Below are 25,721 nucleotides of genomic sequence, written 5' to 3' on the forward strand. Positions count from 1 at the left end.
CCGGCTGGCTACCATCGGCTGGATGGGAGATCGTCTCAAGGACACCTACGCACCCCTCTACCTGCTCGCGGGGGCGCCTGGCGCGGGCAAGACGACCTTGCTACCGCACCTCCTCCAGGCAGCGGACGGGCTGGTCGTGATGGATATGGACGAGCTGCTGGAGGAGGGCGCGCTGATCGGCGTCCCCATTGCGGAGCCGGAGGCAGCGCCGATCTGGCCGGCCTACGACCGGATGTGGCGACGCATCGTGACCATGGTGCGCCGGGCCGGTCATCCCGTGCTGCTGATGTGCCCCATCCCCGACGCCATCGCGGTGCCCGCGTTCGTGCGATGGGACGGGCCGGTGCACTGGGCCCTGCTGGACTGCCCCGATGACGAGCGGAAACGCCGGCTGCAGAAGCGCGGCGCGCCGCAGGCGTGGATCGACGACGCGCTGGCGGACGCGGCCGAGGGCCGGGACCTGATCACGACCGTGTTCCAGTCCGTCGGCGCAGAACATGCCGGGCTGGCGACACAGGTGCTCGCGTGGGCTGCATCTCCCCCAGCAGACCGTTGAAAACCCTAGATCCAGACGGTGGCGAGCCACCCGGCCGCCACGGCGACCGCCAGCACGACGCTGCTCGTCGTCGCCACCCTCGACCAGGGCACCCTGCGCTTCACCGACCTGCACCAGCAGATCCCCGGCATCTCCCAGCGCATGCTCACCCTGACCCGCGCCGCCTCGAACGCGACGGCCTCGTCTCCCAAACCGTCCACGCCGAAGTCCCGCCACGCGTCGAATACGCCCTCACCCCCACCGACAAGAGCCTCATCCCACCCGCACTCGCCCTCGCCGGCTGGGCCATCGAACACGTCCCCCACATCGAAGCCAGCCGAGCCGCCCACCAGACCAGCGACCGGCGCGGGCAGGAACACCCGCGCCCACAATCCTCAGGAACCGGGTAATAACCCGTGATCCAGCACGGCGACCGCCCCATGACGGCACACACGCCGCCCACGCCCCCGGCGCGCCACCGCCACGGCCGCCCCATCACCGCGCGAACCCCGCGACGGGCCCGCAGACGCCACCACCACGACGCCCGCCCCGCCCCGCGAGGGCCTCGCTAATAACCCGCACATCGGACGGGCCACCCGCCGCACGACAACCGCCCGGCGCCCACCGGCACCCGCCACCGGCCACACCCGCCGCGCCCCGACAGGCCGCCCAGCAGACCCCCCACAAAGCCGCGAAGGCCGCCGCGCATCGGCACGCACCGACCCGCCAGGCCGGCGACGATCCGCCCCGCCCACGCGACGGAGCCCGGCGCGCCGCCCCGCGGCCGGCGCCACAGCAGCCGTTCCTCTTCCTAACATGAGGCGTAACTCCAGTCGATCAGCGCCCACGGCGCCCGGCACCGGGGCCACCGGCCCCGAAACCCCCACGCCGAACAGGCGGGCGAGGCCACCATGACCACACCCCCAGGCCGTCGCACCCAGGTTATGTCCCGGCCACGCCGCCAGGGCGCCCTGCTCACGAAGCCACAGCAAGATTTGACCCGCGCGTGGCACGCCACCTGCCCGCCCTTGACCGGCACTCCGCCCATAAACGACAAAGGCGCCCCCGCCGCCGCAACGGCCAGGACGCCCACATCCCGGGTGCTACGCCCGCCGCACCGGCTGCCGCAGCACCGTACGCGGAGACGGATCATCCAGCCCCGTCAGACACACCTCATGAAGCGGCCCGTCCACCACCACCCGGCTCCCCCACCCCCGACAATCGGGTCACCCGACCATACGAAACCAGCCCACAGTCACCACGACTCCTCCTCCACACACACCAGCAACCGCGTCACCAGCTCCTCCGGCGCCGTCACCGCCGGATCCGACACATACACCTCACGAATCGCACCCCGCACCACATGCCGCCGCTCCGCACACCACGCCAGCACCGCATGCGCAGTCAACGAAATCTGGTCATACGGCCCCACATGCGTCGCACACGCGAACACCCCGCCCGGCAACACCCCCACCTCCACCCCCGCGCCCGCCTGCCACCCCTCCTCCAGCACCACGGCCACCGACACCTCCACCACCTCACCCAGATCCACCGGAAACAGCCCCACCAGCCGCACCGGACCCTCACCCGAGAACCCGCCCGCCAGCAACCGCGCCACCGCCGCCGACGTCGCCCGCCCGATGTCCTCCGTCCCCGCAGCCCGCTCCCGCACCATCGCCACCCACCGCGCAGGCTCCGACACCAGCCGCACCCGCGCCGCCGGCAACCCCTCCGCCATCACCCGCTCCAGCGCCGCCAGCGTCCGCCGCCGCCGCACCAGCTCCGCCTCCAGCGCATCCCGCACCCCCGCCAGCACCCCCGCCGCCTCCTCCGGAGGCCCCGACAACACCTCACCCACCACCGGCAACGGCACATCCAGCGACCGCAACAACCCGATCGACAACGCCGCCCGCGCCTGCGACGCCCGGTAATACCGGTAACCCGTCTCCGCATCCACATACGCCGGCCGCAACAACCCCAGCTCGTCGTAACGCCGCAACTGCTTCACACTCAACCGCCCCAACCGGGCGAACTGCCCGATCGGCAGCAACTCCTCATCCACGCCCACCAGCATGGCCCCTCCCACAAGGGGAGAGTCCAACCCGGCTTGACCCCCACCCCACGTGAGCCCCCAAGCTGGAAACCATGAGCTTCTCCGTGGGACAGGTCGCCAGACTCGCCGGCATCACCGTCCGCACCCTCCACCACTACGACGAGATCGGCCTGCTCACCCCCGGCGAGCGCACCCACTCCGGCTACCGCCGCTACACCGACGACGACCTCACCCGCCTGCAGCAGATCCTCCTCTACCGCGAGCTCGGCTTCCCCCTCGACGAGATCGCCGTCATCCTCGACGAACCAGCCGCCGACGAGCTCACCCACCTACGCCGCCAGCACGAGCTCCTCACCCGCAAAGCCACCCGCCTGCACGAGGTCATCGCCGCCGTCGAACGCGCCATGGTCGCCCGCACCACCGGTATCACCCTCACCCCCGAAGAACGCTTCGAGATCTTCGGCGACTTCCACCCCGAAGACCACGACGCCGAAACCGAACGCCGCTGGGGCCACACCGACGCCTACGCCCAGAGCCGCCGCCGCGTCGCCGCCTACACCAAAGCCGACTGGCTCCAGCTGAAAGCCGAAGCCGCCACCATCACCGACGACCTCGTCGCCGCCTGCAAAGCCGGCCTGCCCGCCGACGGCACCCCCGCCATGGACATCGCCGAACGCCACCGCGGCCACATCACCCGCTGGTTCTACGACTGCCCCCACGAACTGCACCGCTGCCTCGGCGACCTCTACGTCGACGACCCCCGCTTCACCGCCACCTTCGACGCCATCCTCCCCGGCCTGGCCGCCTACCTCCGCCACGCCATCCACGCCAACGCCCGCCGCCACACCCCCTGACCCCCATACATGCCCTTGCAGGCATATAACCAGCCCGGTATATTCACCGCATGCCCTTCGACGTGCTCGCCGAACCCGCACGACGCCACATCCTCGACCTCCTCCTCCAACGCCCCCACCAAGTCGCCGAACTCACCCACCGCCTCGGCCTCACCCAACCCGGCACCAGCAAACACCTGCGCATCCTCCGCCAAGCCGGCCTCGTCACCGTCCGCAAAGACGCCCAACGCCGCTGGTACGAACTCCGCCCCCAACCCCTCGCCGAGATCGACGCCTGGCTCACCCCCTACCGCAAACTCTGGAACACCGCCCTCGACCACCTCGAACACCACCTCGACACCATGGAAGACGACCCCACCCCATGAACGAAACCCTCACCCTCCACCCCGACGGCCGCACCACCCTCACCCTCCAACGCCGCCTCCCCCACTCACCCCACAAGGTCTGGCGCGCCATCACCCAACCCGAACACCTCGCCGCCTGGTTCCCCGCCGACGTCACCATCGACGGCGACCACATCGGCTACGGCTTCGGCCCCGACGGCCGCATCACCGAACACAACCCACCCCACACCTTCGCCCACACCTGGGGCGACGACGAACTCCGCTGGCACCTCACCCCCGACGGCACCGGAACCCTGCTCACCTTCACCCACACCTTCACCGACCGCCACGGCGCCGCCAGCTTCGCCGCCGGCTGGCACACCTGCATCCAAGCCCTGCACGCCCACCTCGACCAGCGCCCCAGCCACCTGCCCGAACACCCCGACCCCGCCCACTCCGCCCGCCTCCACGAGGACTACATCGCCATCCTCGGCCTGCCCTCCACCACCGTCGACGGCGACACCGTACGCGTCGAACGCCAGCTCACCCGCCCCGCAGAAGACGTCTGGCACCTCCTGCACGGCCCCGACGCCACCCCCGGCACCCCGCCACCGGCCCCCTTCACCATCCCCGGCCTCCAGCCCGGACCGGTCACCCGCACCGAAACCGCCAAACTCCTGGAGTACGACACCCCCACCGGCCCCGTCCGCTGGGAGTTCACCCAGGGCACCGGCCAAGGGCCACGCCTCATCGTCACCCACACCGGCGACCCCGCCACGGCCGACGCCTGGCGCATCCGCGTCGAAGACCTCGCCGCCACCCTCCTCGCTTGACAGGGTTTTGAAAGGGAAAGGGCGAGGAGTTCTGTCCACACCCTCGCCCTTTACGTTGTAGATTACTAAGCCGTCAGACCCAGCACCGCAGCCGTCACCGCCCGCGCCCGCCCCGGCGCCACCAGCAGATCCGTCGAATCCGACAGCTGATCCACACACCCCGTCACCGGCAGCCCCCTGATCACCGGATCCGACACCGACGCCATCAGCGCCTCGACGAACCGCCCCGCCCCGATCACCTGGAACGGCCGGTCGAAGAACCCCCGCACCCCCTCATCCAGCCGCTCCGCCAGCGCCACCCGGTTCTGCAGCGCCGCCACCCGCCCGTACGCCGCCGACAACCCCGCCTCCCGCTCCCGCCACGACCGCGCCGCCACCGCCGCACCCAGCGACTCCCCCAGCTCCGCCGAGCCCGGCAGCCGCGCCAGCGCGCTGCCCAGCCATTTCGCGTACGGCGGATACCGCCGCCGCAACAACAACGCCAGCCGCATCACCTCCCGCGCCAGCCGCGCCCCCAGCACCGCCGAGCCCAGCTCGTCGCCCACCTCCCCGCACCGGCCCACGAACGGCTCCTCCTGGCAGATCCGCTGCCACTGGCACGCCAGCACGTACCGCCACACATCCTGCGGATACCAGCGCAACACCGCCCTGGCCGCCTCCAGCCCCCGCTCCCCCAGCCCGTCGAAGAACACCTCTCCCCCGGTCACCTCCGCCAGCCGCTGCCACGGCGCCGACAACCAGTCCAGCAACGACACCCCCTGCCGCGGATCGAAACCCAGCCGGTCCACCAGCCACTGGCCCAGATCCACCACCGTCACCCCGGGCCGCACCCGCTCGTGATAGGCGAACACGGTCGGGAACCCGCCGAACCGGTCCGGCAGCCCCGCCACCACCTTCGCCTCCACCTCGGCCACCCGCTCCGCCGCCACGAACAGCAGCACCCGCGGCCCCCAGTCATGATCCGCCGAACGTGCCGTGTCGAACTCCAGCACCTCCGACCCCGGCCCGATCAACGCGGCACTATGCGCAACTCCCGATACCAGCGGCGCCACCACCTCGCCGTAGAAGGCGCGCGACAACTCGATACCAGGTACAAAATTGGACATCACTCCGTCAACTCTGCACGAGCGCCGCCGGAACCTCATCCGAATTAACGCCCAGCGGGGATCGCCCACCTCGATCACCCCCGCCATCCGCCTTCGCCGTCCACTCCCGCCAACCGCCCCGGCGCCGGCGCGCGGGATCGGCGCGTCCGTCAACGGGACTGCCCAGGCGACCGTCCCGGCGCCGCGTGATCCGCCTGGGCGTCCGCCGGGCGCTCACCAGCGCCCGGACGGCTCCGTCAGGCTCCACAACGCCGCCACCAACGGCCGCCGCAGATCAGCCCGCCGCACGCACAACCCCACCGCCAGCGGCGCCGGCGCCGGATCGGCCGCCACCACCCGCACCCGATCACGCATCACACTCGTCTCCAGCACCATCCGCGGCACGATCCCCGTCCCGTACCCCAGCGCGACCAGCGCCAGCAGCGCCTCATGCCCCTCCGGCTCGGCCACCACCTCCGGCCGCCACGGCAGCCGCCCCCGCAACCACCGGTCGGCCGCCTCCCGCACCAGCCCGCGCCGCGGCAGCACGAACGGCCCCTCCAGACCCGCCACCCCAGACCCCGCCGACCCGGAACCTGCCACGAACACCAGATCCGTCACCGCGACCGTCCGGCTGACCAGCGACGCCGGCAACCGGCCCGGGATCGCCGCCACCGCGGCGTCCACCTCCCCCTCATCCAGCCGCGCCAGCGCCGCCGCCGCGTCCCCCGTCCGCAGATCCACCCGGATCCGCGGATGCGCCGCCCGGAACGGCGCCAGCAGATCAGGCAGCAACGCCTGGCAGGCCGTCACCGTCGCGAACAAGCCCAGCCGCCCCGACAACTCCCCCGAATCCACCTCCCCCTGCCGGTAGGCGTGCCACAAGTCCAGCGCCGCCACCGCGTACTCACGGAACCGCCGCCCCTCATCCGTCAGCGCCACCCCGCGCGGGCCCCGATCGAACAACCGCTGCCCCAGCCGCGCCTCCAGCCGCTGCACCAGCCTGGTCAGCGTCGCCGGGCTCACATGACAGTCCTGACTCGTCCTGCCGAAGTTCAGCGTCTGCGCCAGATGCAGGAAAACCCGCAACTCGCGATGCTCCTCCATGCCGCCCCACCTCGAACGTTCCGCACCCTGCAACGCCCCGCTGCACAGGTTGCGCTTGCCGCTGGATCGCAGCGGATCCTACAACTGACGCCATGACCTCCACCGACAACTCCTTCACCTCCGCCGTCTTCCCTCTCCAGACCATGGACGTGCCCGGCGGCACCGAAACGGTCCTGCCCGGCGGCCGGCACCTGTTCCCCCTGCTGCCCGCCGCCTTCGCCGGCGTCCACCAGATCGGCGTCATCGGCTGGGGACCCCAGGGCCGCGCCCAGGCACTCAACCTGCGCGACTCCCTGACCACGAGTACCACCGGCGCCGGCATCCGGATCACCGTCGGCCTGCGCCCCGGCTCCGCCTCCGCGCCCGACGCCCGCGCCCACGGCTTCACCGAGCACGACGCCACCCTCGGCGACTGGCTCGACGTCATCGCCTCCAGCGACCTGGTCATCCTCCTCATCGCCGACGCCGCCCTGGCCGCCCACCACCAGGAGATCTTCGCCGCGCTACGGCCCGGCGCCGCCATCGGCCTGTCCCACGGCTTCCTGCTCGGCCACCTGCGCGCCACCGGCGGCACGTTCCCCCACGGCCACGACGTCATCGCCGTCTGCCCCAAAGGCATGGGCGACTCCGTACGCCGCCTGTACGAGCAGGGCGACCACGTCGGCGGCGCCGGCATCAACGCCAGCTTCGCCGTGCACGCCGACCACAGCGGCCGCGCCGTCGACCTGGCGCTCGGCTGGTCGGTGGCTCTCGGCTCCCCCTACACCTTCCGCACCACCCTCGCCAGCGAGTACCTCTCCGACATCGCCGGCGAACGCGCCATCCTGCTGGGCGCCGTCCACGGCCTGGTCGAAGCCCTCTACGGGCACTACCGGCTGACCGGCGACGACCCCGTCACCGCCTACGAACGCTCCTGCGAGACCCTCACCGGCCCCATCCGGCAGACCATCTCCCGCTCCGGCCTCGCCGCCGTCCGCGACCGGCTCGACCCCGGCGGCCGCGACACCTTCGACCGCGCCTACACCGCCGCCTACGGCCCTGCCAGGGAACTCGTCGCCGAGATCTACGACGAGGTCGCCGACGGCACCGAGCTACGCAGCGTCATCCTCGCCGAACGGCGCCTGGCCGGCCGGCCGATGAGCCGCATCAGCGGCTCACCCATGTGGGCGGCCGGCCAGACGGTACGAGCCCGCCGCGCCGACCGGGCGGTGGACGTCGAACCGTTCACGGCCGGGCTGTTCGTGGCGACGATGATGGCCCAGGTGGACGAGTTCGCCGAACGCGGGCACCCCTGGTCGGAGATCGTCAACGAGTCCGTGATCGAGGCCGTCGACTCGCTGCTGCCGTACATGCATGCCCGGGATGTCGCGTACATGGTGGACAACTGCTCCCGTACCGCGCGGCTCGGCGCGCGCCGCTGGGGGCCGCGCTTCCAGGCCGCCTACGAGCAGATCGCCTTCCCGGCCGCGACCGCGCCCGCCGACGGCGACCTCGTCTCCGCCTTCACCCGCCACCCGGTCCACCAGGCCCTGGCCGCCGCCGCCAAGCTGCGCCCCTCAGTGGACATCTCCCTGCCCGACGCACCGCGATGATCAGAGTGGGCGCTCCTGCCAGGACGCCACCTCGGTTTGGATGGCGCAGCGCGGAGCCGGCCGACGGTTCCCCCGCGAACGCGAGAACACCACGACGTCCGCCCGCGGCCTCGTCGCGGCCCACCGCGCCACTCCCGGGGAGCCCTGAGGAGCCGGCCGCCCCCCATCACTCATCCGCAGCCGGCATCAGGCCACGTACGCGGCAAGCACCCGCCGGCGCCGGTACCCGATCCGCTCATACATCCTGATCGCCGCCACGTTCCCATCGTCCACCATCAGCGCCGCCCGCCCGCAGGCCGCCACGAGCTCCCACGACACCCACCGGCACACCAGCCCGGCCAGCCCCCGCCCGCGCAGGGACGCCCGCGTGGCGACCCCGGCCACCAGCCCCACCGTCGGCGCCGACCACGCCTCCGCCGCCACCGCCGCCAGCACCCCGTCCACCCGGACACCCGCCCACCGGCTCACCCCGGCCGCACCGGGCACCGCGTACGAGTGCGGCGCATCGGCCGCCAGCAGCTCCGCCACCTCACCCGCCGCGCCACCGTCCAGCCAGCCCACTTCCTCACCGGCCGCCGGTACCCGGCCGGACAGGCTCATCCAGGAGAACTCCGCGGCCTCCCGCACGCCGTCCACCTTCGCGGCCACCTGCCGCATCAGCTCCACCTCGCCCAGCGGCCGGTATGACGGCCCCAGCTCACCCAGCGCATGCCGGACCAGCCCGACCGCGTCCGAAGCCTCCCCCCACACGGCTAACCGGTCATGCCGCGACACGTTCGGGCTGCCGGCCACCACCGCATCGCCCAGCGCCCATGCCCGGCTGCCCCCGGACAGGTCCTGCGCCGCCCACATCACCAGGTCGTCATCCCCGCACGCGGCCCGCACCTCGTCCAGGGAACGCAGCCGCCTGATCACAAAATCGCGCCGGGACGGTACGCGGCCGCCTCCGGATACGCCGCCACGACCTCGCCCACCCGCTGCGAGACCGCCTCCACCTGGTCGGCCGCCGCCCCGGTGAACGACACCCGGTCCGCCAGCAACGCCTCCAGCCGCTCCCGGTCCAGCGGGAACCGCTCGTCGGCGGCCAGCAGGTCCAGCAGCTCGTTCGCCGCCCCGCGCGAGCGCATCGCCAGCGCCGCCGCCACCGCGTGCTCCTTGATCAGCTCATGCGCCTGCTCGCGGCCCACCCCGGCCCGCACCGCCGCCATCAGCATCTTGGTCGTCGCCAGGAACGGCAGGTAACGGCCCAGCTCGGCGGCGATCACCGCCGGGAACGCCCCGAACTCGTCCAGCACCGTCAGCATCGTCTCCACCAGCCCGTCGAAGGCGAAGAACGCGTCCGGCAGCGCCACCCGCCGCACCACCGAGCAGGACACGTCACCCTCGTTCCACTGGTCGCCCGCCAGCTCGCCCACCATCGAGGCGTAACCGCGCAGCACCACGGCCAGGCCGTTCACGCGCTCGCAGGAGCGGGTGTTCATCTTGTGCGGCATCGCCGAGGAGCCGACCTGCCCCTCCTTGAACCCCTCGGTCACCAGCTCGTGCCCGGCCATCAGCCGGATCGTCTTGGCCAGCGACGACGGCGCCGCCGCCAACTGCACCAGCGCCGTCACCACCTCGAAGTCCAGCGACCGCGGATACACCTGCCCCACGCTGGTGAAGCGGTGCTCGAACCCCAGATGCGCGGCCACCCGCCCCTCCAGCTCGGCCAGTTTGCCGCGATCACCACCCAGCAGGTCGAGCATGTCCTGCGCGGTGCCCACCGGCCCCTTGACGCCCCGCAGCGGGTAACGGGCGATCAGCTCCTCCAGCCGCCGGAAACCCACCAGCAGCTCGTCGGCCGCCGTCGCGAACCGCTTGCCCAGCGTCGTCGCCTGCGCGGCCACGTTGTGCGAACGGCCCGCCATCACCGTGGCCTCGTGCTCCTCGGCCAGCGTCGCCAGGCGCGCCAGCAGCGCCACCACCCTGTCGCGCACCAGCAGCAGGCTGTCGCGCACCTGGAGCTGCTCGACGTTCTCGGTCAGATCGCGCGAGGTCATGCCCTTGTGCACCTGCTCGTGCCCCGCCAGCGCGTTGAACTCCTCGATGCGGGCCTTCACGTCGTGCCGGGTGACCCGCTCACGCGCCGCGATGGACTCCAGATCGACCCGCTCGACCACCTTCTCGTAGTCGGTGATCGCCCCCTCGGGCACCGCGATCCCCAGCTCGGCCTGCGCCCGCAACACCGCCAGCCACAACCGCCGCTCAGCGATGATCTTGTATTCGGGCGACCACAGGCGCGCCAGCTCCGCCGAGGCGTAGCGGCCGGCCAGGACATTGGGGATACGCGGCTTGGAAGTCACGTTCGACAAGTGTATGCACATCAGTCCCGCCACCCGACGGCTTCCCCCCGTCGTCGGGGTTGTTTCAGGTGCACTGGTGAAGAAAACAACGACCCAGCGCCTTTACATTGTAGATTTTAAGGGCTGGTGGGCAGGACGCGGGCACGCCCAGATGCGACCACAAGCTCTCCGCCGGCGTCGCGGCGCGCATCTCGACCCGGTAGGCGGTGCACACACACTCAGGCATCCAGCCAATCATCACGCCCCTTGGTCGCCCTATCGATCCCGGCAGGGTCGCCTGCCTGACAGCGGGTCGCCGCCGCAGCCCTCCCCCATCAACCGTGCGAGGAGATCGACAGATGATCGGCAAGGACCGGCTCGCCGCGGGACTGACGGCCCTGAGCGCCGCAGGAGCGGCGATCGTCAGCCCCTCGGCGGCGGCCGCGGACAGCCAGACCTTGGTCCACACCGATCGGGGGCCGGTGCGCGGCATCCTCGCCGAGAACCACCGCTCGTTCCTGGACATCCCGTACGCCCGCACCGCCCGGGGGCGCGCTGCGCTGGCGGGCACCTCACCCCACCCCGGCGGTTCGCCGCCTTCCCCAAGCCCTGCGACATGGGCGCCTACCATGCCGCCGACCTCCCCTACCTGCTCGACGTCGGCTACAACCAGCCCCTCACCAACCCGCAGCGCCACCTGCCCGACCACATGATCGGCTACTGGACCCGCTTCGCCCCGCACGGGCGACCCCAACGGTCCCAGCGCACCCGCCTGGCATCCCTTCGCTACAGCACGCCCCCATGTCCCGTCCCTGGCCCCCGGCGATGACGGCATCAAGCCCGCCGACTTCGCCCACGACCACCACTACGATTTCTGGACCTCGCTGAACGGCTGAGTCCTGGAGAGCCGCTGACGGACGGCGGGGCGGTTAGGTGACGAAGCGGGCACCGTGGCGTAACGTCGGCTCATGGATGAGCACCAAGGGGCGATAGAGGCAGCGCTGGCGCCCGTCCGGGAAGCCTTCCACGCTCTCGACGGTGACCTGACGCTCGACGAGCTGCGCGTGGCCATCCGCAGGCTCCACACCGCGGCCGAGCAGGCCGACGACGACCTGCGCGAGATCAAGCTCGCCGACCAGCCGCGCTTCTCGCCGCCGGAGTGACGCATGGGGCGCTACTTCCTGGCCCCTGGCGGGATTCGCATCCAGCCGGTGGACGTCGTTCCCAGCAACGCGCACTGGGTCTTCGTCCGCATGATCGCGCCCGGCGTGCGGCCGGGCGAGGTCTGGTACCTCGTGACGCAGGGCGGCGCCGCCGTGGGGCGGCTGCCGGGCTACTACCAATTGCACGAGCTGACCGACCTGCTGGAGACGCTGGGCCTCACACTCGCCGATCTGCGCGAGGGGGGCGGGGAGACGGAGACCGGCACAGCGTGAACGGCCGCCCGCCTGGCGCCCGGCACCGGTGAGACGGGACGTCTCCCTGCCCGAGAATGTCGGGGCGGCGGCGTATCTTCCCTGCCGTGATCTCGTATGTGACCGGCGACGCGACGCAGCCCCACGACCCAGGGCCGAAGGTCATCTGCCACGTGTGCAACGACATGGGCCGCTGGGGCAAGGTTTCGTCCTCGCCCTGTCCGGGCGCTGGTCACAGCCGGAAGCCGACTACCGAGCCTGGCACCGCTCCGGTGACGGCTTCGAGCTGGGCGCAGTTCGGCTGGTCCAGGTCCAGCCCGGGCTGTGGGTCGCGAACATGATCGGCCAGCACGGCATCCGGCCCACCCAGGACGGCCCACCCATCCGCTACGACGCCCTGGACCGCTGCCTGTCGGCCCTGGGCGAGGAGGCCCTGAAGCTCCACGCCGGCATTCACATGCCTCGGATCGGCGCCGGTCTCGCAGGCGGCTCATGGGACAGGATCGAGCCACTCATCCTCAAGCGGCTGACCGAGCGCGGGATCCCGGTCACGGTCTACGACCTGCCCTGACCGTCCGGTGCGGGGTCGGCAGCCTACTGAGGCTTGCAGCGAACGTCCGCCGCCGAGCGGCCACCACGACGATGAGATGTGTTCGGCCCCAGGCCTTTACATTGTAGATTCATTCTTGCGCTGCGCGGGCGTCCCCAGCTCTCATCGCCACCAGCAGGGTCTCGCGCCGAGGTGGGCTCGCCTGGTACTCCTGCCGTCCCACGATGTCCCATACCGCTCGATGTTCACATGAGCTCGAAATGCCCGACTATTGTCCGGCCGCTGTCCTGGTTGCCGCGGGAACGAGAGAGTTACCTTTCTCGCAATAAGCCGTTCTTCGCCACAGGAAGAACCGCGAAAAGGCAGGAGACAAAGAATGAACAAAATGGCATGGGCTGCCGCGATCACCCTGACGGCCGGACTTCTGACCAGCGCGGCGCCCTCCGCGGCGACAGCCTCGCCAACGGACAACGAAGTTCACAACACAAGCACGATCGCCGTCGGCGCCGTCCAGGTCTACAGTGTCCCTTCCTGCGTTTACAGACAGGGCTGTTATGACGCCCTGATTCCAGCAGGACAATACTCAGGCTGGCGGCACACCGATGCCATCTTCTACGGAGACAATTATTGCCTGAGGGTACGCCCCTGGCTACCGGGAGGTGGTCTGGGGCCCGTACAGATCAGCCCTGAGGGGCCCGGGTACGCCGTGTTGCCCGATGCTCCTCCTGGTTTCGACGTGAGGGCAAAGCCGATCGGCGATGCTCTCTGCCGGCGCTCCGCAGAGACCTCCGTGGACGCAGGGTACTTTGTTCAGGCCGAGCAGTAACGCAGACGAGCCAGAAGACACTTAACCTGTCGGAGAGCGCCATTCCGCTACGTGGAAGCCGGCTGGCGGGTGGCCAATCACGAGCATTTTCCTTCTGGCTGTCCCCGCAACGTCCACTACCGGAACAGGGATAACGCAGGCATGAGCTCCAGCCTCCTGTGGGGCGCCTACGTCGCGGATTTCCGCTTCCGCGCGCTTGTGGCCCTGCCGTATGCGGCCGTCACTCTTTGTCTGGTCCGGTCGTGTATCACGCGGCTGGCTCACGACTTCTGAGGGAGAGCCGTGGCTCCGGGTGCCCTTCACCTTGCAGGCGCTACTTCTCGTCGTGCTCCGGATCCTGGCCCCGCCACCACCAAGACGATGAGCCGCGCAACGTCCGCTTCGGATCAAGCGGGTGCGCGACCGCGGTGATGGCGTCCACCTCTTCCGTGGCCGAACCGAGCTTGCCCGCCCGCCGTCTCCAGCCTGGCAAGCAAGACGCCCGGCGGGATCGAACGATCCCGCCGGGCGTTCACCACGGCGTCAGCGTCGTCAGGCCGGCTGGCCGGCCAGGTTCTCCTTCCCGGCCTCCTCGCCGCTCCGCTCGCCGCCCTGCGCCCCGGCCGCATGGCGCGGGCCCCGGTCGCGCTTCCTGGTGACCACGACGTACAGCGTCGGCACCAGGACCAGGGTCAGCAGCGTCGAGGAGATCAGGCCGCCGATCACCACGATGGCCAGCGGCTGCGAGATGAACCCGCCCGAGCCGGTCACCCCCAGCGCCATCGGCGTCAGCGCGCAGATCGTGGCCACCGCCGTCATCAGGATCGGCCGGAGCCGGCGCCGGCCGCCCTCGATCACCGCCTCGACCACGCCCATGCCCTGATCGCGGTACTGGTTGATCAGGTCGATCAGCACGATCGCGTTGGTCACCACGATGCCGATCAGCATCAGCATGCCGATCAGGGCCGGCACGCCCAGCGCCGTGTCGGTCGCCACCAGCAGGCCGATCGCGCCCGTGGCCGCGAACGGGATCGACACCAGCAGGATCACCGGCTGGATGAAGCTGCGGAACGTCGCCACCATGATCAGGAACACGATGGCGATCGCCGCCAGCATCGCGATCCCGAGGTCGGAGAACGCGTCGGCCTGGTCCGCCGACACGCCGCCGATCTCGTACGACGCGCCCGCCGACAGCGCCAGCCCGTCCAGCTTCGTGGTCAGCTCCTGCGTCACCGCGCCGAGGTTCCCCGAGTCCGCGGCCTTGGCCGACACCGTCGCGGAACGCTCGCCGTCGATCCTGGTCACCTGCGTCGGCCCGGCCACCTCGCGCACCTCGGCCACCGACGACAGCTTCACCGTCCCGCCGGCCGTGGCCAGCTTCAGGTCCTCGATCGCCTTGATGTCGTCCGGCGCGTCCGCGCCGCGCAGCACCAGGTCGCTCGCCCGGCCGTCCAGTGTGATCTGGCCCAGCGGGGCGCCGCGGAAGGCCTGCGCCACCGCCTGCCCGACCTGCGCCTCCGACAGGCCGCGCTCGGCGGCCTCCTCCCGGTCGACCACGACCTCGACCCGCGGCGCGCTGGTCTCCAGGTTCGACGCCAGGTCACGCAGCCCGGACACCTCGCCCATCGCGGTCTTCACCGCGTCGGTCGCGGTGCGCAGCGTCTCGGTGTCGGGCGCCTGCACGATCACCTCGATCGTGTCGGAGGCGAACCCGCCGCCGCTCGCGCCGCCGACGGTGACCTCGCCGACTCCCGACAGGCCGGCGATCTTGTCGCGCAGCTCCTGCTCGATCTTCGCCGTGTCGGCGTCCTCGTTCAGGGTGACCGAGTACGACGCCCGGTCCGCGCCGCCGCCGGTGCCGCCCATCATGGCGTTGCCGCCGCCGACGTTCACCTGGTAGGTGTCCACGCCGTCCTGGTCGGCCAGCACGTCCTCGACCTGCTTGGCCGCCTTGTCGGTGGTCGCCAGGTCCGTGCCCACCGGCATGCGCTGCGAGATCGACAGCGTGTTCTGGCCGGAGGAGTCCAGGAAGTTCGTCTGCAGCCCGCCGGCCAGCCCCATCGTGCCGATGAACACCGCCACGCCGATCAGGATCGTCACCAGCTTGAACCGCGTGGCGAAGCGCAGCACCGGCAGGTAGGCCCGCTGCAGCGGCGAGCGCAGCTCCTTGGCCTCGGCCTCGTCCCGCTGCTTGCGGGCCTCCTCCGGCGTCAGGTCGGGCGCCTTGAGGAACCAGAACGCCAGCACCGGCACCACGGTCAGCGACACCACCAGCGAGGCCAGCAGCGCCACCGTCACCGTGATCGCGAACGGGCTGAACAGCTCGCCCACCATGCCGCCGACCATCGCGATCGGCGCGAACACCGCCACCGTCGTCAGCGTCGAGGCCGTCACCGCGCCCGACACCTCGCGTACCGCCGTCAGGATCGCCTGGAGTTTCGCCTCGCCGTACGCGAGGTGCCGTTTGATGTTCTCCAGCACCACGATCGAGTCGTCCACGACCCGGCCCACGGCGATCGTCAGGGCGCCCAGCGTCAGCATGTTCAGCGAGTAGTCGCCCGCCCACAGCACGATCAGCGCGATCACGACCGACAGCGGGATCGACACCGCGGTCACCAGCGTCGAGCGCACCGACAGCAGGAACACCAGGATGACCAGCACCGCGAAGATCAGGCCCAGCAGGCCCTCGGTGGTCAGGCTCTCGATCGACTGCTCCACGTACGGCGCCTGGTCGAACACCACCGACACCGCCGTGTCCGAGCCGTCGCCCAGCGCCTTGGTCAGCTCGGGCAGCTTCTCGGCGACGGCGTGGGAGATCGCCACCGCGTTGCCGTCGGGCACCATCGTCACCGACACGCCGAGGCTGGTCCTGCCGTCGGTACGGGTGATCGTCGTGGCGTCCGCCAGCCCGCGTGTGATCTTCGCGACGTCGCCCAGTTTGACCGGCTTGGGAGGCTTGGGCTGCGTCACCGGCTGCTGCGGCAGCTGCGTACGCCCCTGGGCCTGGGCCTGCGCGCGGGCCGCGGCGGCCTGCTGGGCCTGCGCCTGGGCGGCGGCCTGCTGCTGCGCCGCCGACGGCTGGGCGGGCGTCAGGTAGAGGTTCTTCAGCTTCTCCACCGAGTCGACCCGCGAGCCGACCTGCACCGACAGCGACTTGTTGTCCGAGGTCAGCGTGCCGGCCGGGATCGGCGTCCCGTTCGCCTTCAGCACCTCGGGGATCTGCGCCGCCGACACGCCCTTCTCCGCCATCTTCTTGGCGTCGGGCTCGATCGTGACGACCTCGTCGCGGGTGCCGGTGACCGCGGCCTCCCGTACGCCCTCGACACCCTGGATCTCGGGCACCACGATGCGGCGCAGCTTGTCGGCCATCGCCCGCTCGTCGCCACCGTCGCCCACCGCCAGCACCAGCACCGGGATGTCGTCGGTGTTGCCCGCCACGACCTGCGGATCCACGCCGTCCGGCAGCGCCACCCTGCTGATGGCCTGCTGCATCTTGTTCAGCGAGGACTCGACGTCGGTGCCGTACTCGAAGGCGACCTGGATCTGTGCCAGGCCCTCCTTCGAGGTCGAGGTCATCTGCTCCATCCCGGCAAGCCCCTGGAAGGAGTCCTCGATCGGGGCGGTCACCTGATCCTCTACGATCTCAGGCGACGCTCCCGGATACGACGCGATCACGAACGCGCCCGGGAACGACAACGACGGCAGCAACTGCTGCTTCAACTGCGGGATCGTGAACGCGCCGAATGCGCTGAGCACGACCGCCACCAAAATCACAAGGCTCCGGTTGACCAGGCTCAACCGAGCAAATGCGGTCATAGGGTCCCCCTCCAAGAGTTCGCCCCAGACTAACACTTTGCCTTGTACGAATATTTAGATCACTCAAGCGTTCCTGATAACCTTCTCAGGAAGCGAGAGGTGAGCGTGAGCAACGAACGCGAAGACCTGATCCTCCGGATCACCGAGACACAGCGAGGCCTGGCACGGCTGTTCGCCCAGCACCAATCCCCCCTGTTCAGCTCCAACCTCACCATGAGGCAGCTCAAGGTCGTCATGGTCCTGTCCATGAACGGCTCCGCCTCAGGCCAGGACCTGGCCCACAACCTCGGCGTCGGCCTCGGCACCGTCACCGGGATCGTCGACCGCCTCGTCGCCCAGGGCCTCGTCAGCCGCCACGAGGACCCCCACGACCGCCGCGTCCGCCGCGTCGAGCTCACCTCCGCCGGCGCCGGCCTCATCGAGGAGATCAACAACGCCGGCATCCAGCAGTACCGGCGCATCATGGAGCACCTCGACACCGAGACCCTGCGCACCCTCGACGACGTCACCCGGAAGATCCGCGACGTCGCCGGCAAGCTCGCCTCGGCCGGCGCCTCCGACAAGGCACCTGCTTGCGGTGAGCTCACCTCCGACAACGGCTGAGCGCCGGCCCCGGTTCCGGTCAGGGTGCACCAAAGCCGGCGCCTTTACGTTGTAGATTTCTAGGCCAGCCGGGACAGCACCGGCGGCAGGTCGCCCTCGTGCACCACCGTCAGCCGCCGCGTGGCCCGCGTCACCGCCACGTACAGATCCTGGCCGCCCATCGGCGACTGCCCGATGATGCCGGCCGGATCCACCACCACGACCGCGTCGAACTCCAGCCCCTTGGCCTGCCCCACCGTCAGCACCACCACCGGCGCGTCCAGGTCCCCCGCCGGGAACAGCCGCGCCACCTCCGCGTGCCGCGCGTCAGGCGTCAGCACGGCCACCCGGCCCTGCTCCTGCCCGGCCCCGATCTCCGCCAGTTCCCCCGCCACCAGCTCCGGCAGCCCGGACACCGGCATGCGCACCGCGCGCGGCTCCGCCTCGCCCTCGCGCACCGACTCCGGCGGCTCCTGGTCCGGCGCGAACGCGCGCAGCACGTCCGCCGCCACCCACATGATCTCCGCCGGAGTGCGGTAGTTGACCAGCAGCCGCTCCTCCCGCCAGCGGCCCTTCAGGTACGGGTCCAGCACCTCGCCCCACGAACGCGCGCCCGCCGCCGAGCCCGTCTGCGCCACGTCACCCACCACGGTCAACGACTTGGCCGGCACCCGCCGCATGATCATCCGCCAGGCCATCGGCGACAGCTCCTGCGCCTCGTCCACGATCACGTGCCCGTACGCCCAGCCGCGGTCGGCCGCCGCCCGGTCGGCCGTGGTCAGGCCCAGGCCGTCGTCGGCGTGCCGCTCGGCCAGCACGTCGGCCCGCTCGAAGACGCCCGCCTCCGCCACACCCGTCGTGACCAGCACCTCACGCGCGTACAGCTCCTGCTCGGCCTGCTCCTTGCCGGCCAGCCTGGCCGCCACCCGCCGCGCCGAGTCGTCCTCGCCCAGCAGCTCGGCCGCCTCGTCCAGCAGCGGCACGTCCCCCACCGTCCATCCGGCGTCCGGCGGGCGCACCAGCAGCCGCCAGTCCAGCCCGGACGGCGCCGCCTGCCGCAGCGCCTCCGGGTCCGACAGCAGGCCCGCGATCAGGGACTGCGGCGTCAACTCCGGCCACAGCTCGTCCACCGCGCGGCGCACCTCCGGCTCCCCCCACAGCCGCTGCGAGGCCAGCTCCAGGTCCAGCTCGTCCAGGTCGCCCTCCAGGTCGAGCGGCTCGCTCAGCTCCGGCTCGTCCTCGATCACCAGCTCCTCGATGTGCAGCGACTCCTCCAGCGCCCGCGCCTCGGCCCTGGCCAGCTCCTTGAGCAGCTCGGTGACGTACAGCTTGCGGGCCATGTTGTGCGGCAGCCGCACCGCGCGCGCCCGCTCGCGCAGCCGCACGCACGTCTCGTGCGGCACCCGCAGCCGCAGCCCGTCCAGCTCCACCACCAGCTCGCCCTCCGGCCCGCGCCGGCGCAGCTCGAGCGCCGCGGCGACCACCCCGGCCATCCGCGCGTCGCCCTTGACCACCGCGGTCTGCGGCTCGTCGGCCGCCTGCGCCCGCACGCCGGGGAACATCTCCCCCACCGTGGTCATCACCACCTGTGTCTCCCCCAGCGCGGGCAGCACCTGGCCGATGTAGCGCAGGAACATCGGGTTCGGGCCGATCACCAGCACGCCGCGCCGCTCCAGCGTGTCACGGTGGGTGTAGAGCAGGTACGCCGCGCGGTGCAGCGCCGCCACCGTCTTGCCTGTGCCGGGACCGCCCTGCACCACCAGCGCCCCCTGCAGCGAGGCCCTGATCACCCGGTCCTGCTCGGTCTGGATGGTCGCCACCACGTCGCCCATCCGCCCCGTACGGCCCCGGCGCAGCGCCGCCAGCAGCGCCGCCTCGCCCACCAGCGCACGCCGGTCGCCCTCGCTCATCCCCTCCAGGTCGAACACCTCGTCGTCGATGCCGACGACCAGCCGGTCCTTCAGATGCAGGTGACGCCGCCGCACCAGCCCGCCCGGGTCGGTGGCCGTGGCCACGTAGAACGGCCGCGCCGCCGGCGCCCGCCAGTCGATCAGGGCCGACTCGTGCGCCTCGTCGCGCAGGCCGATCCTGCCGATGTACGTGCTGCGCCCCGAGCCGTCGTCGATGCGCCCGAAGCACAGGCCCCGCTCGACCGCGTTGAGCTGCGCCAGCCGCCGCGCCTGCTCCGAGGCCAGCACCTCGCGCTCCACCCGCGCCTGGCGGGTGACCGCGACGCCGCCGTTCGCGTACACCTCGCGCAGCGTGCGCTGGGCGCTCTCCCTGGCCGCGTCGAGCCGCTCGTAGAGCCACGACACAGTGCGCTGCTCGGTGTCAAGGGCTTGCGCGAGACCATCTTGACGATTAGTCATTCGGTGATATACTCCTAACAGGAGGTCTGTGAGAGCTCGCATTGGAGAATGGCAATATTCGAGCTTAGACCCGCGCGTCGCCGCGCGCAAACCCCTCCGTCGACTTTCCGCTTCCTCGGCGCCCTTACAGGTCCGCCCGTACGGGCACGCAGCGGGATCGCAGGGAACGCGTTGTCCGGCGGCAGGCTCAGTTTCCCGCCTGGAGTTCGGCTCGCACCGTTCGCTGTCCGACGGCAGAGGGCGCCCGCCGGCGGCCGACCGGCGGTGTTCGCAGCCGACCATCTGCATCCGGATGAGACGCCGAAGGCGACAGGGTGCCGGTCGCCGCGGTGAACGTCGAGCCGTTCGGGCTCGGGGAACGCGGCAGGCAGCCGCCGGCTGCCGGACGGCAGCACCGCGCTCGCCCGCTCGGCTCAAAGAAACGCGTCCAAGCCGTGTCCGAGGCAGGCTCGCCGCCGGGCGGCGAGCCTGCCCTGGGTCAGTTGCTTGCCTGGTCGGCGGGCTCGGACGCGGGCTGCTCGGGAAGGGACTGCCCGGCAGCCCGGCGCGTGTCGCGCCTGGACTTGATCATGCTGGCCACCGTCGTGACGGTGAGCACGGTGACGATGACGGCCAGGGAGATCCAGTTGTTGATCTCTGGGACCCAGGTGACGTGCTCGCCGCCGTTGATGAACGGCAGCTCGTTCTCGTGCAGGGCGTGCAGGACGAGTTTCACGCCGATGAAGCCCAGGATCACCGCCAGGCCGTAGGTGAGGTAGACGAGCTTCTCCACCAGTCCGCCGAGCAGGAAGTACAGCTGTCTCAGCCCCATCAGCGCGAACGCGTTGGCCGCGAAGACCAGGTAGGCGTCCTGGGTGATGCCGAAGATGGCGGGGATCGAGTCGACCGCGAAGACCAGATCCGCGCCGCCGATGGCGACGATGACGATGAACATCGGGGTCAGCACGCGGCGGCCGTCCTGCTTGATGGTCAGCCGTGAGCCGTGGTAGGCGTCGGTGACCGGGAACAGCCTGCGGACCAGCCGTACGACGCCGCCGTTGGGGTCGTACTCCTCGTCGTCGTTGTTGTTGAAGGCGAATTTCCACGCGGTGTAGATGAGGATGCCGCCGAAGAGCCAGAACACCCAGCTGAAGCGCTGTACGGCCTGTGCGCCCACGCCGATGAAGATCCCGCGCATGACCAGCGCCATCATGATCCCGATGAGCAGCACGCGGTGCTGGTGGATCGCGGGCACGGCGAAGTTCGCCATGATGAGCATGAAGATGAACAGGTTGTCGACGCTCAGCGTGTACTCGGTGATGTAGCCGGTGATGTAGGAGGCCGCCTGGTCATCGCCGCCGAAGATCCACACTCCTGCGCCGAAAGCGGCGGCACAGCCGATGTAGAAGGCGATCCAGCGGGCCGACTCGGCGACCGTGACCTTGTGGGGTCTCCTGTTGACGATGATCAGGTCGAGGAGGATGAGGCCGAGCAGGGTGGCGACGGTGGCCGCCCACAGCCAGGCGGGCACGGACATAGGTGGGGGCATGAGCGCTCCTCCGACTTGGCGTTGACACGTCCGTCGGAGGTCTTCTCCGCCCGCGTCGTCGCGGACCGACCGCACCGGGCCCCGAGGTGGGTCCGTGATGACGACGCGGCCGCGAAGGAGTACTCCCCTCCACTTCGCCTGTGATCATACATACCGAATGCAGTATCCAACATCCACCCCCGGGTGTTGCTCGGGAGTCAGCCTCTCCACGCTGGATGGAGGAAAGGCATCGAGGACCGGCTTGGGTGATCCTTCAAGGCTGCCGTCCGAAGAACGTAAAGGGTGACGATCAAGTTCCTGGATGCGGCTCCCGCCATCAGTGACACTCAACACCCTGTCCCACTCTGGGCACTGCGTGCCGCCTACGCGCTTCCCTGGCTGCTGCTGCCCTCGTGCCTGTGGAGATCGCCGTTCGCCTTCCACTTCGGCATGGGCCGACTCAACGACGCACCCGTGTCACCGTCCCGGGCTGGATCCCGTCATCGGCGGGCGGCGCCTGCCGACGATGGCGGCGGTCCTCCCCGCCGCGGCCGGTGGGCTGGTCCCGACCGCGGTCTCCGTCTGGATGCCTGGGCCGGCGGTCTCCGACCGCATGGCGTACGAGAACGGCTGGTGGCATCTACCGCGGGGAACTGGTCTGCGTGCGGCGGAACAGCGCCGACAGCAGGAAGGGGGCGCCGAAGAGCGGGCCGCCCGGTGGCTGGCGCACCATCGGCCGCAGCTCCACCTCGGCGTAGTCGGAGAACAGCCACCGCAGCTCGTCGGGCGTGTAGGCGAGGCCGCCGTGCAGCTCTCCGTCGCGGTACAGCTCCTCGTCGCTCTTCTCCGACCCCATGCCGCCGGCCGCGAAGCAGGTGATCGCCAGGTGCCCGCCCGGGGCCAGCACCCGCTCCAGCAGCCCGAGGTAGCTCACCCGGCGGTGCGGCGGCAGGTGGTGCAGGCAGCCGGAGTCGTACACCAGGTCGTACGGCCCCGCCACCTCCGGCGAGGTGAACGCGTCGCCGCACACGAAGCGCACTTCGGCCCCCGCCTCCTTGGCCCGCTCCTCCCCCCACGTCACCGCGGCCGGCGACAGGTCCACGGCGTCCACCTCGAACCCGAGCGAGGCCAGGTGGACGGCGTTCCTGCCGGGCCCGCACCCCAGGTCCAGCACGCGCCCGGGCTTGAGCAACCCCCGCTCCAGGTAGGAGACCAGACTCTCGTCCGGTCCCGGCACGAAGAACGGGACCGGCTTGGACCGGTCGGCGTAGAAGCCGTCCCACCAGGTGGAGGCGTTGCCCGTCCACCGGTCGGCGTCTGAGGCGAACATCCGGTCCATGAGGGCCAGGACGTCGTCGATCGTACGAATGGTGCGGTTCACTCGGGATCTCCAGAACAGGGCGGCCGCCCCGCGCGGCCGAACGCTCATGATCCTACGGCCATCGCCCTCTGTCTTCCCTGGTCAGAGCGCGTTTTCGGGGTGTCGTGGCGGGCCCGGGAACGGCTGCCGGCACGCGTTCCCGCACGCCCGGCCCTCCCCTTCGCGCCAGCCGCCCCGCGCCTGCCGTCCTGGCTCCGGCGGGCGGGGAAGGGCATCCCAGCGCCGCTGAGGCGGCCCGCAAGGGCGCGGCCGGCTGTGGTGTCGGTCACACCGCCCCCTTGTGGTGGCCGGGCGGCGGCGGGGTGCTAGCTTCATCGACCATGTCGGACTATCTGCGGGAGCTGTTCTCCCTTCACGGCCGGCGCGCGCTGGTGACCGGCGGCAGCTCCGGAATCGGGTACGCCATCGCCGAGGCGATCGGGCGCGCCGGGGCCGAGGTCGTGGTGGTGGCCCGTAGGGAAGCCGAGCTGGACAAGGCCGTCACCCGGCTGCGCGAGCACGGCGTCACCGCGTCCTGGATCAGCGCGGACCTCGGCGACCGCGCCGACGTGCGGCGCGTGTGCGAGACGGCGGGCAGCATCGACATCCTGGTCAACGACGCGGGCAACAACATCCGCAAGCCCATGGCCGAGCTCACCGCGGACGACTACGAGCGCACCGTGGCCGTGAACTTCACCGCCCCGTACCTGCTCGGCCAGCACTACGGCCCGCGGATGGCCGCGCGTGGCTGGGGCCGCATCATCAACGTCGGCTCGCAGCAGTCGGTCAGCGCCTTCGGCGACAGCGGCATCTACGGCGCCGCCAAGGCCGGCCTGGCCGGGCTGACCCGCTCCCAGGCCGAGGCGTGGTCGGCGGCCGGGGTGTGCGTCAACACGATCATCCCGGGGTTCGTGCTGACCCCGCTGACCGAGCCCGCCCAGGCGGTCCCCGGCCGGGTCGAGGCGCTGGCCGCCCGCCACATGGTCGGCCGCAACGGGGTGCCGGAGGACTTCGAGGGCGCCGCGGTGTTCCTGGCCGGGAACGCCTGCGCGTTCGTCACCGGCCAGATGCTCTTCGTGGACGGCGGCTTCGCCGTCCACTAGCCGGACCGATCGCTGGTCCCCGGCCGAACCGCCGTTGACGCAGTGAAGGGGGCGGGCGCCTTTACATTGTAGATCAGGTACGGCGGAACTCCCGCTCCCCCACCCCCTCACGCCAGGCGGCGATGACGATCTCGTTGCCCTGCACCCTGGTCCAGGCCACCTCGGTCAGCTCGATCCGGAACAGGTGCGAGTCGGCCTCGAGCGGGCCGAACGAGGCCAGCACCTCGGCGTCGGTGATCTCCACCGCGCGCCCGGACAGCTTCAGGTCCCCCTCCCATGAGGACGGGTCGGCCTGGTCGGGGTCGCGCGAGGTGACGTGGATGGCCATGCGCGGATCCCGGCGCAGGTCGGCGGCCTTCACCGCGCGGGACATCGAGCCCGTCCACAGCTCGCCGTGCTTGAAGCTCGTCTCGATGCCGCTCACCCTGGGCGAGCCGTCCTTGCGCAAGGTCGCCAGGACCTTGTGCGTGTAGGTGTCCATCAGCCGGCGGGCGGCCTTGGCCAGCTCCGGCGCCTGGGTCTCGAACTCCTGCCATGAAGCCATGCCCCCATCATGGCGGGTCCGAGCCGGCAGAGTCGCCCCGTTCCTGAATGTGCGTTTACAAACCCTTCCAGGCTCACTACGTTACTAAACGAAGAGTCATTTACTAACGGGGAGAGGCACACATGACCGCAGGCCGTCCGTTCACGTGCTCGGTGTTCATCGGGATCAGCCTCGACGGGTTCATCGCCCGCGAGGACGGGGACCTCCACTGGCTCACCAGCAGAGGCGAGGCCGCCGGGGGCGACCTGGGCTACCAGGAGTTCATCGACGGCATCGACACCGTCGTCATGGGACGCGGCACCTACGAGCCGGGCCTGACCTACGACCCCTGGCCGCACGAGGGGCAACACTGCGCCGTCCTCAGCAGCACCCTTCCGCTCGACGCCGACCCGCGCGTCACCGTCCACCGCAATCTCGGCACGCTGCTGCGCGCGCTGGAGGAGCGGGGCACGAAGAGCGTGTACGTGGACGGCGGGCAGGTGATCCGCACGTTCCTGCTCGAGGGGCTGATCGACGAGCTGACCATCACCACGGTGCCGGTGCTGATCGGCACGGGGTTGCCACTGTTCGGGCCGCTCGGCCGGGACGTGCCGCTCACGCACGTGTCGACCAGGGTGTTCGGGGCGGGTGTGGTGCAGTCCACCTACGCCGTCGACCAGTCCACCTACGCCGTCGAGCAGTCCGGCAACGCCGCCCGGCGGCCCGCCTACGCCGCCGGGCGGGAGGTCTGAGCACCTGGGCCTGCGGGGTCGGCGATCCCGCCTGCGACCTGGTCATGGCCTGGACCCACTTCGACGGCCCCGAGCGGCAGGTGTTCCGCGAGGCGGCCGGGCTGCCCGGCGACGCCTGGCGGCGCGCCCGCGGGTGGGCGCTGTGGAAGGCGCCGGCGACGATGGCCGTCCTGGATGACGACCACGACGGGCTGACAGCCGCCGCCGGGTGACGGGCACGGCGCGCCTCACATGAT

Annotated in this window: 23 protein-coding genes and 2 pseudogenes; 15 read left to right on the forward strand and 10 right to left on the reverse strand. The window is 70.9% G+C overall.

Going from position 1 to position 25,721, the window contains the following annotated elements; translation table 11 throughout:
* Positions 1–22 precede the first annotated feature (22 nt).
* The 3 genes and pseudogenes from AB0I79_RS38810 to AB0I79_RS38820 form a co-directional block, all read left to right on the forward strand.
* The gene (locus AB0I79_RS38810; RefSeq protein ID WP_357884486.1) at positions 23–556 is read left to right on the forward strand and encodes an AAA family ATPase; all 534 of its coding nucleotides are present in this window, start codon (positions 23–25) and stop codon (positions 554–556) included.
* 18 nt (positions 557–574) lie between these two features.
* A pseudogene (locus AB0I79_RS38815) lies at positions 575–664 on the forward strand (hypothetical protein); the annotation flags it as partial.
* A 110-nt stretch (positions 665–774) separates the two neighbouring features.
* Positions 775–945: pseudogene (locus AB0I79_RS38820) on the forward strand (hypothetical protein); the annotation flags it as partial.
* A gap of 845 nt (positions 946–1,790) precedes the next feature.
* Here AB0I79_RS38820 and AB0I79_RS38825 read toward each other — a convergent pair.
* Positions 1,791–2,609 (reverse strand): MerR family transcriptional regulator, encoded by an 819-nt coding sequence (locus tag AB0I79_RS38825; protein WP_357884487.1) that lies wholly within the window; start codon positions 2,607–2,609, stop codon positions 1,791–1,793.
* 71 nt (positions 2,610–2,680) lie between these two features.
* Between AB0I79_RS38825 and AB0I79_RS38830 the strand changes: the two genes are divergently transcribed.
* The 3 genes from AB0I79_RS38830 to AB0I79_RS38840 are packed head-to-tail and all read left to right on the forward strand — an operon-like array spanning position 2,681 to position 4,598.
* Entirely contained in the window at positions 2,681–3,442 is a 762-nt protein-coding gene (locus AB0I79_RS38830) for a MerR family transcriptional regulator (RefSeq protein ID WP_357884488.1), read from the forward strand.
* Positions 3,443–3,492: 50 nt separating this feature from the next.
* Positions 3,493–3,807, forward strand: a complete 315-nt coding sequence (locus AB0I79_RS38835) for a metalloregulator ArsR/SmtB family transcription factor (protein ID WP_357884490.1) — start codon at positions 3,493–3,495, stop codon at positions 3,805–3,807.
* Complete coding sequence (locus tag AB0I79_RS38840; protein ID WP_357884492.1) at positions 3,804–4,598, forward strand: SRPBCC domain-containing protein; 795 nt, start codon at positions 3,804–3,806, stop codon at positions 4,596–4,598. The genes AB0I79_RS38835 and AB0I79_RS38840 overlap by 4 nt, the downstream gene beginning before the upstream one ends.
* Before the next feature lie 65 nt (positions 4,599–4,663).
* Here the strand turns inward: AB0I79_RS38840 and AB0I79_RS38845 are convergent, their stop codons facing one another.
* Together AB0I79_RS38845 and ilvY are read right to left on the reverse strand one after the other, a co-directional pair.
* The gene (locus AB0I79_RS38845; protein ID WP_357884494.1) at positions 4,664–5,704 is read right to left on the reverse strand and encodes a DUF4037 domain-containing protein; all 1,041 of its coding nucleotides are present in this window, start codon (positions 5,702–5,704) and stop codon (positions 4,664–4,666) included.
* A 213-nt stretch (positions 5,705–5,917) separates the two neighbouring features.
* Positions 5,918–6,790, reverse strand: coding sequence for an HTH-type transcriptional activator IlvY (gene ilvY / locus AB0I79_RS38850; RefSeq protein ID WP_357884496.1), 873 nt, complete (start codon positions 6,788–6,790; stop codon positions 5,918–5,920).
* 92 nt (positions 6,791–6,882) lie between these two features.
* Here ilvY and AB0I79_RS38855 point away from each other — a divergent pair, with 92 nt between their 5' ends.
* Positions 6,883–8,382 carry a hypothetical protein gene (locus tag AB0I79_RS38855; protein WP_357884498.1) on the forward strand — a complete coding sequence of 500 codons (1,500 nt, stop codon included), beginning with the start codon at positions 6,883–6,885 and terminating at the stop codon, positions 8,380–8,382.
* 186 nt (positions 8,383–8,568) lie between these two features.
* On the opposite strand, the gene AB0I79_RS38860 is transcribed toward AB0I79_RS38855, so the two are convergent.
* Together AB0I79_RS38860 and purB are read right to left on the reverse strand one after the other, a co-directional pair.
* Entirely contained in the window at positions 8,569–9,297 is a 729-nt protein-coding gene (locus AB0I79_RS38860; RefSeq protein ID WP_357884500.1) for a GNAT family N-acetyltransferase, read from the reverse strand.
* Positions 9,294–10,724 carry an adenylosuccinate lyase gene (purB, locus tag AB0I79_RS38865; protein WP_357884502.1) on the reverse strand — a complete coding sequence of 477 codons (1,431 nt, stop codon included), beginning with the start codon at positions 10,722–10,724 and terminating at the stop codon, positions 9,294–9,296. The genes AB0I79_RS38860 and purB overlap by 4 nt, the downstream gene beginning before the upstream one ends.
* 595 nt (positions 10,725–11,319) lie before the next feature.
* On the opposite strand from purB, the gene AB0I79_RS38870 reads away from it, so the two are divergent.
* The 4 genes from AB0I79_RS38870 to AB0I79_RS38885 all read left to right on the forward strand — a co-directional run bounded on the left by AB0I79_RS38870 (position 11,320) and on the right by AB0I79_RS38885 (position 12,689).
* Positions 11,320–11,532: a hypothetical protein gene (locus tag AB0I79_RS38870; RefSeq protein ID WP_357884504.1), complete on the forward strand. Its 213-nt coding sequence runs from the start codon at positions 11,320–11,322 to the stop codon at positions 11,530–11,532.
* Positions 11,533–11,671: 139 nt separating this feature from the next.
* Positions 11,672–11,866, forward strand: a complete 195-nt coding sequence (locus AB0I79_RS38875; RefSeq protein ID WP_357884506.1) for a hypothetical protein — start codon at positions 11,672–11,674, stop codon at positions 11,864–11,866.
* Between the two features lie 3 nt (positions 11,867–11,869).
* Positions 11,870–12,139: a hypothetical protein gene (locus tag AB0I79_RS38880; RefSeq protein ID WP_357884508.1), complete on the forward strand. Its 270-nt coding sequence runs from the start codon at positions 11,870–11,872 to the stop codon at positions 12,137–12,139.
* A gap of 154 nt (positions 12,140–12,293) precedes the next feature.
* Complete coding sequence (locus AB0I79_RS38885) at positions 12,294–12,689, forward strand: Appr-1-p processing protein (RefSeq protein ID WP_357884510.1); 396 nt, start codon at positions 12,294–12,296, stop codon at positions 12,687–12,689.
* Between the two features lie 1,336 nt (positions 12,690–14,025).
* Here the strand turns inward: AB0I79_RS38885 and AB0I79_RS38890 are convergent.
* Positions 14,026–17,289, reverse strand: coding sequence for an efflux RND transporter permease subunit (locus AB0I79_RS38890; RefSeq protein ID WP_357884512.1), 3,264 nt, complete (start codon positions 17,287–17,289; stop codon positions 14,026–14,028).
* Positions 17,290–17,394: 105 nt separating this feature from the next.
* On the opposite strand from AB0I79_RS38890, the gene AB0I79_RS38895 reads away from it, so the two are divergent.
* Complete coding sequence (locus AB0I79_RS38895) at positions 17,395–17,892, forward strand: MarR family transcriptional regulator (RefSeq protein WP_357884514.1); 498 nt, start codon at positions 17,395–17,397, stop codon at positions 17,890–17,892.
* Between the two features lie 59 nt (positions 17,893–17,951).
* Here the strand turns inward: AB0I79_RS38895 and AB0I79_RS38900 are convergent, their stop codons facing one another.
* The 3 genes from AB0I79_RS38900 to AB0I79_RS38910 all read right to left on the reverse strand — a co-directional run bounded on the left by AB0I79_RS38900 (position 17,952) and on the right by AB0I79_RS38910 (position 23,128).
* Entirely contained in the window at positions 17,952–20,240 is a 2,289-nt protein-coding gene (locus AB0I79_RS38900; RefSeq protein ID WP_357884516.1) for an ATP-binding domain-containing protein, read from the reverse strand.
* Positions 20,241–20,718: 478 nt separating this feature from the next.
* On the reverse strand, positions 20,719–21,768 hold the full coding sequence (locus AB0I79_RS38905; protein WP_357884518.1) for a TerC family protein: 1,050 nt from the start codon (positions 21,766–21,768) through the stop codon (positions 20,719–20,721).
* A 619-nt stretch (positions 21,769–22,387) separates the two neighbouring features.
* Entirely contained in the window at positions 22,388–23,128 is a 741-nt protein-coding gene (locus AB0I79_RS38910; RefSeq protein ID WP_357884520.1) for a class I SAM-dependent methyltransferase, read from the reverse strand.
* Positions 23,129–23,448: 320 nt separating this feature from the next.
* On the opposite strand from AB0I79_RS38910, the gene AB0I79_RS38915 reads away from it, so the two are divergent.
* A complete protein-coding gene (locus AB0I79_RS38915) occupies positions 23,449–24,210 on the forward strand; it encodes an SDR family oxidoreductase (protein ID WP_357884522.1) in 762 nt (253 codons plus the stop codon).
* A 73-nt stretch (positions 24,211–24,283) separates the two neighbouring features.
* Here the strand turns inward: AB0I79_RS38915 and AB0I79_RS38920 are convergent, their stop codons facing one another.
* On the reverse strand, positions 24,284–24,754 hold the full coding sequence (locus tag AB0I79_RS38920) for a pyridoxamine 5'-phosphate oxidase family protein (protein WP_357884524.1): 471 nt from the start codon (positions 24,752–24,754) through the stop codon (positions 24,284–24,286).
* 122 nt (positions 24,755–24,876) lie between these two features.
* On the opposite strand from AB0I79_RS38920, the gene AB0I79_RS38925 reads away from it, so the two are divergent.
* Both AB0I79_RS38925 and AB0I79_RS38930 read left to right on the forward strand, forming a co-directional pair.
* Positions 24,877–25,485 (forward strand): dihydrofolate reductase family protein, encoded by a 609-nt coding sequence (locus tag AB0I79_RS38925; RefSeq protein ID WP_357884526.1) that lies wholly within the window; start codon positions 24,877–24,879, stop codon positions 25,483–25,485.
* 44 nt (positions 25,486–25,529) lie between these two features.
* Positions 25,530–25,697: a hypothetical protein gene (locus tag AB0I79_RS38930; RefSeq protein WP_357884527.1), complete on the forward strand. Its 168-nt coding sequence runs from the start codon at positions 25,530–25,532 to the stop codon at positions 25,695–25,697.
* Positions 25,698–25,721 lie beyond the last annotated feature (24 nt).

This window comes from Nonomuraea sp. NPDC050202 (genome assembly GCF_040656115.1).
GTDB lineage: Bacteria > Actinomycetota > Actinomycetes > Streptosporangiales > Streptosporangiaceae > Nonomuraea.

Excerpts from the sequence above, each read along its gene's own strand:
- AB0I79_RS38925 (WP_357884526.1), top strand. The coding sequence starts at position 24,877 with ATGACCGCAGGCCGTCCGTTCACGTGCTCGGTGTTCATCGGGATCAGC.
- AB0I79_RS38835 (WP_357884490.1), top strand. The coding sequence starts at position 3,493 with ATGCCCTTCGACGTGCTCGCCGAACCCGCACGACGCCACATCCTCGAC.
- AB0I79_RS38855 (WP_357884498.1), top strand. The coding sequence starts at position 6,883 with ATGACCTCCACCGACAACTCCTTCACCTCCGCCGTCTTCCCTCTCCAG.
- AB0I79_RS38880 (WP_357884508.1), top strand. The coding sequence starts at position 11,870 with ATGGGGCGCTACTTCCTGGCCCCTGGCGGGATTCGCATCCAGCCGGTG.
- AB0I79_RS38875 (WP_357884506.1), top strand. The coding sequence starts at position 11,672 with ATGGATGAGCACCAAGGGGCGATAGAGGCAGCGCTGGCGCCCGTCCGG.
- AB0I79_RS38900 (WP_357884516.1), bottom strand. The coding sequence starts at position 20,240 with ATGACTAATCGTCAAGATGGTCTCGCGCAAGCCCTTGACACCGAGCAG.
- AB0I79_RS38915 (WP_357884522.1), top strand. The coding sequence starts at position 23,449 with ATGTCGGACTATCTGCGGGAGCTGTTCTCCCTTCACGGCCGGCGCGCG.
- AB0I79_RS38825 (WP_357884487.1), bottom strand. The coding sequence starts at position 2,609 with ATGCTGGTGGGCGTGGATGAGGAGTTGCTGCCGATCGGGCAGTTCGCC.
- AB0I79_RS38845 (WP_357884494.1), bottom strand. The coding sequence starts at position 5,704 with ATGTCCAATTTTGTACCTGGTATCGAGTTGTCGCGCGCCTTCTACGGC.
- AB0I79_RS38840 (WP_357884492.1), top strand. The coding sequence starts at position 3,804 with ATGAACGAAACCCTCACCCTCCACCCCGACGGCCGCACCACCCTCACC.
- AB0I79_RS38810 (WP_357884486.1), top strand. The coding sequence starts at position 23 with ATGGGAGATCGTCTCAAGGACACCTACGCACCCCTCTACCTGCTCGCG.
- AB0I79_RS38905 (WP_357884518.1), bottom strand. The coding sequence starts at position 21,768 with ATGCCCCCACCTATGTCCGTGCCCGCCTGGCTGTGGGCGGCCACCGTC.
- AB0I79_RS38930 (WP_357884527.1), top strand. The coding sequence starts at position 25,530 with ATGGCCTGGACCCACTTCGACGGCCCCGAGCGGCAGGTGTTCCGCGAG.
- AB0I79_RS38870 (WP_357884504.1), top strand. The coding sequence starts at position 11,320 with ATGGGCGCCTACCATGCCGCCGACCTCCCCTACCTGCTCGACGTCGGC.
- AB0I79_RS38830 (WP_357884488.1), top strand. The coding sequence starts at position 2,681 with ATGAGCTTCTCCGTGGGACAGGTCGCCAGACTCGCCGGCATCACCGTC.
- ilvY (WP_357884496.1), bottom strand. The coding sequence starts at position 6,790 with ATGGAGGAGCATCGCGAGTTGCGGGTTTTCCTGCATCTGGCGCAGACG.
- AB0I79_RS38890 (WP_357884512.1), bottom strand. The coding sequence starts at position 17,289 with ATGACCGCATTTGCTCGGTTGAGCCTGGTCAACCGGAGCCTTGTGATT.
- AB0I79_RS38920 (WP_357884524.1), bottom strand. The coding sequence starts at position 24,754 with ATGGCTTCATGGCAGGAGTTCGAGACCCAGGCGCCGGAGCTGGCCAAG.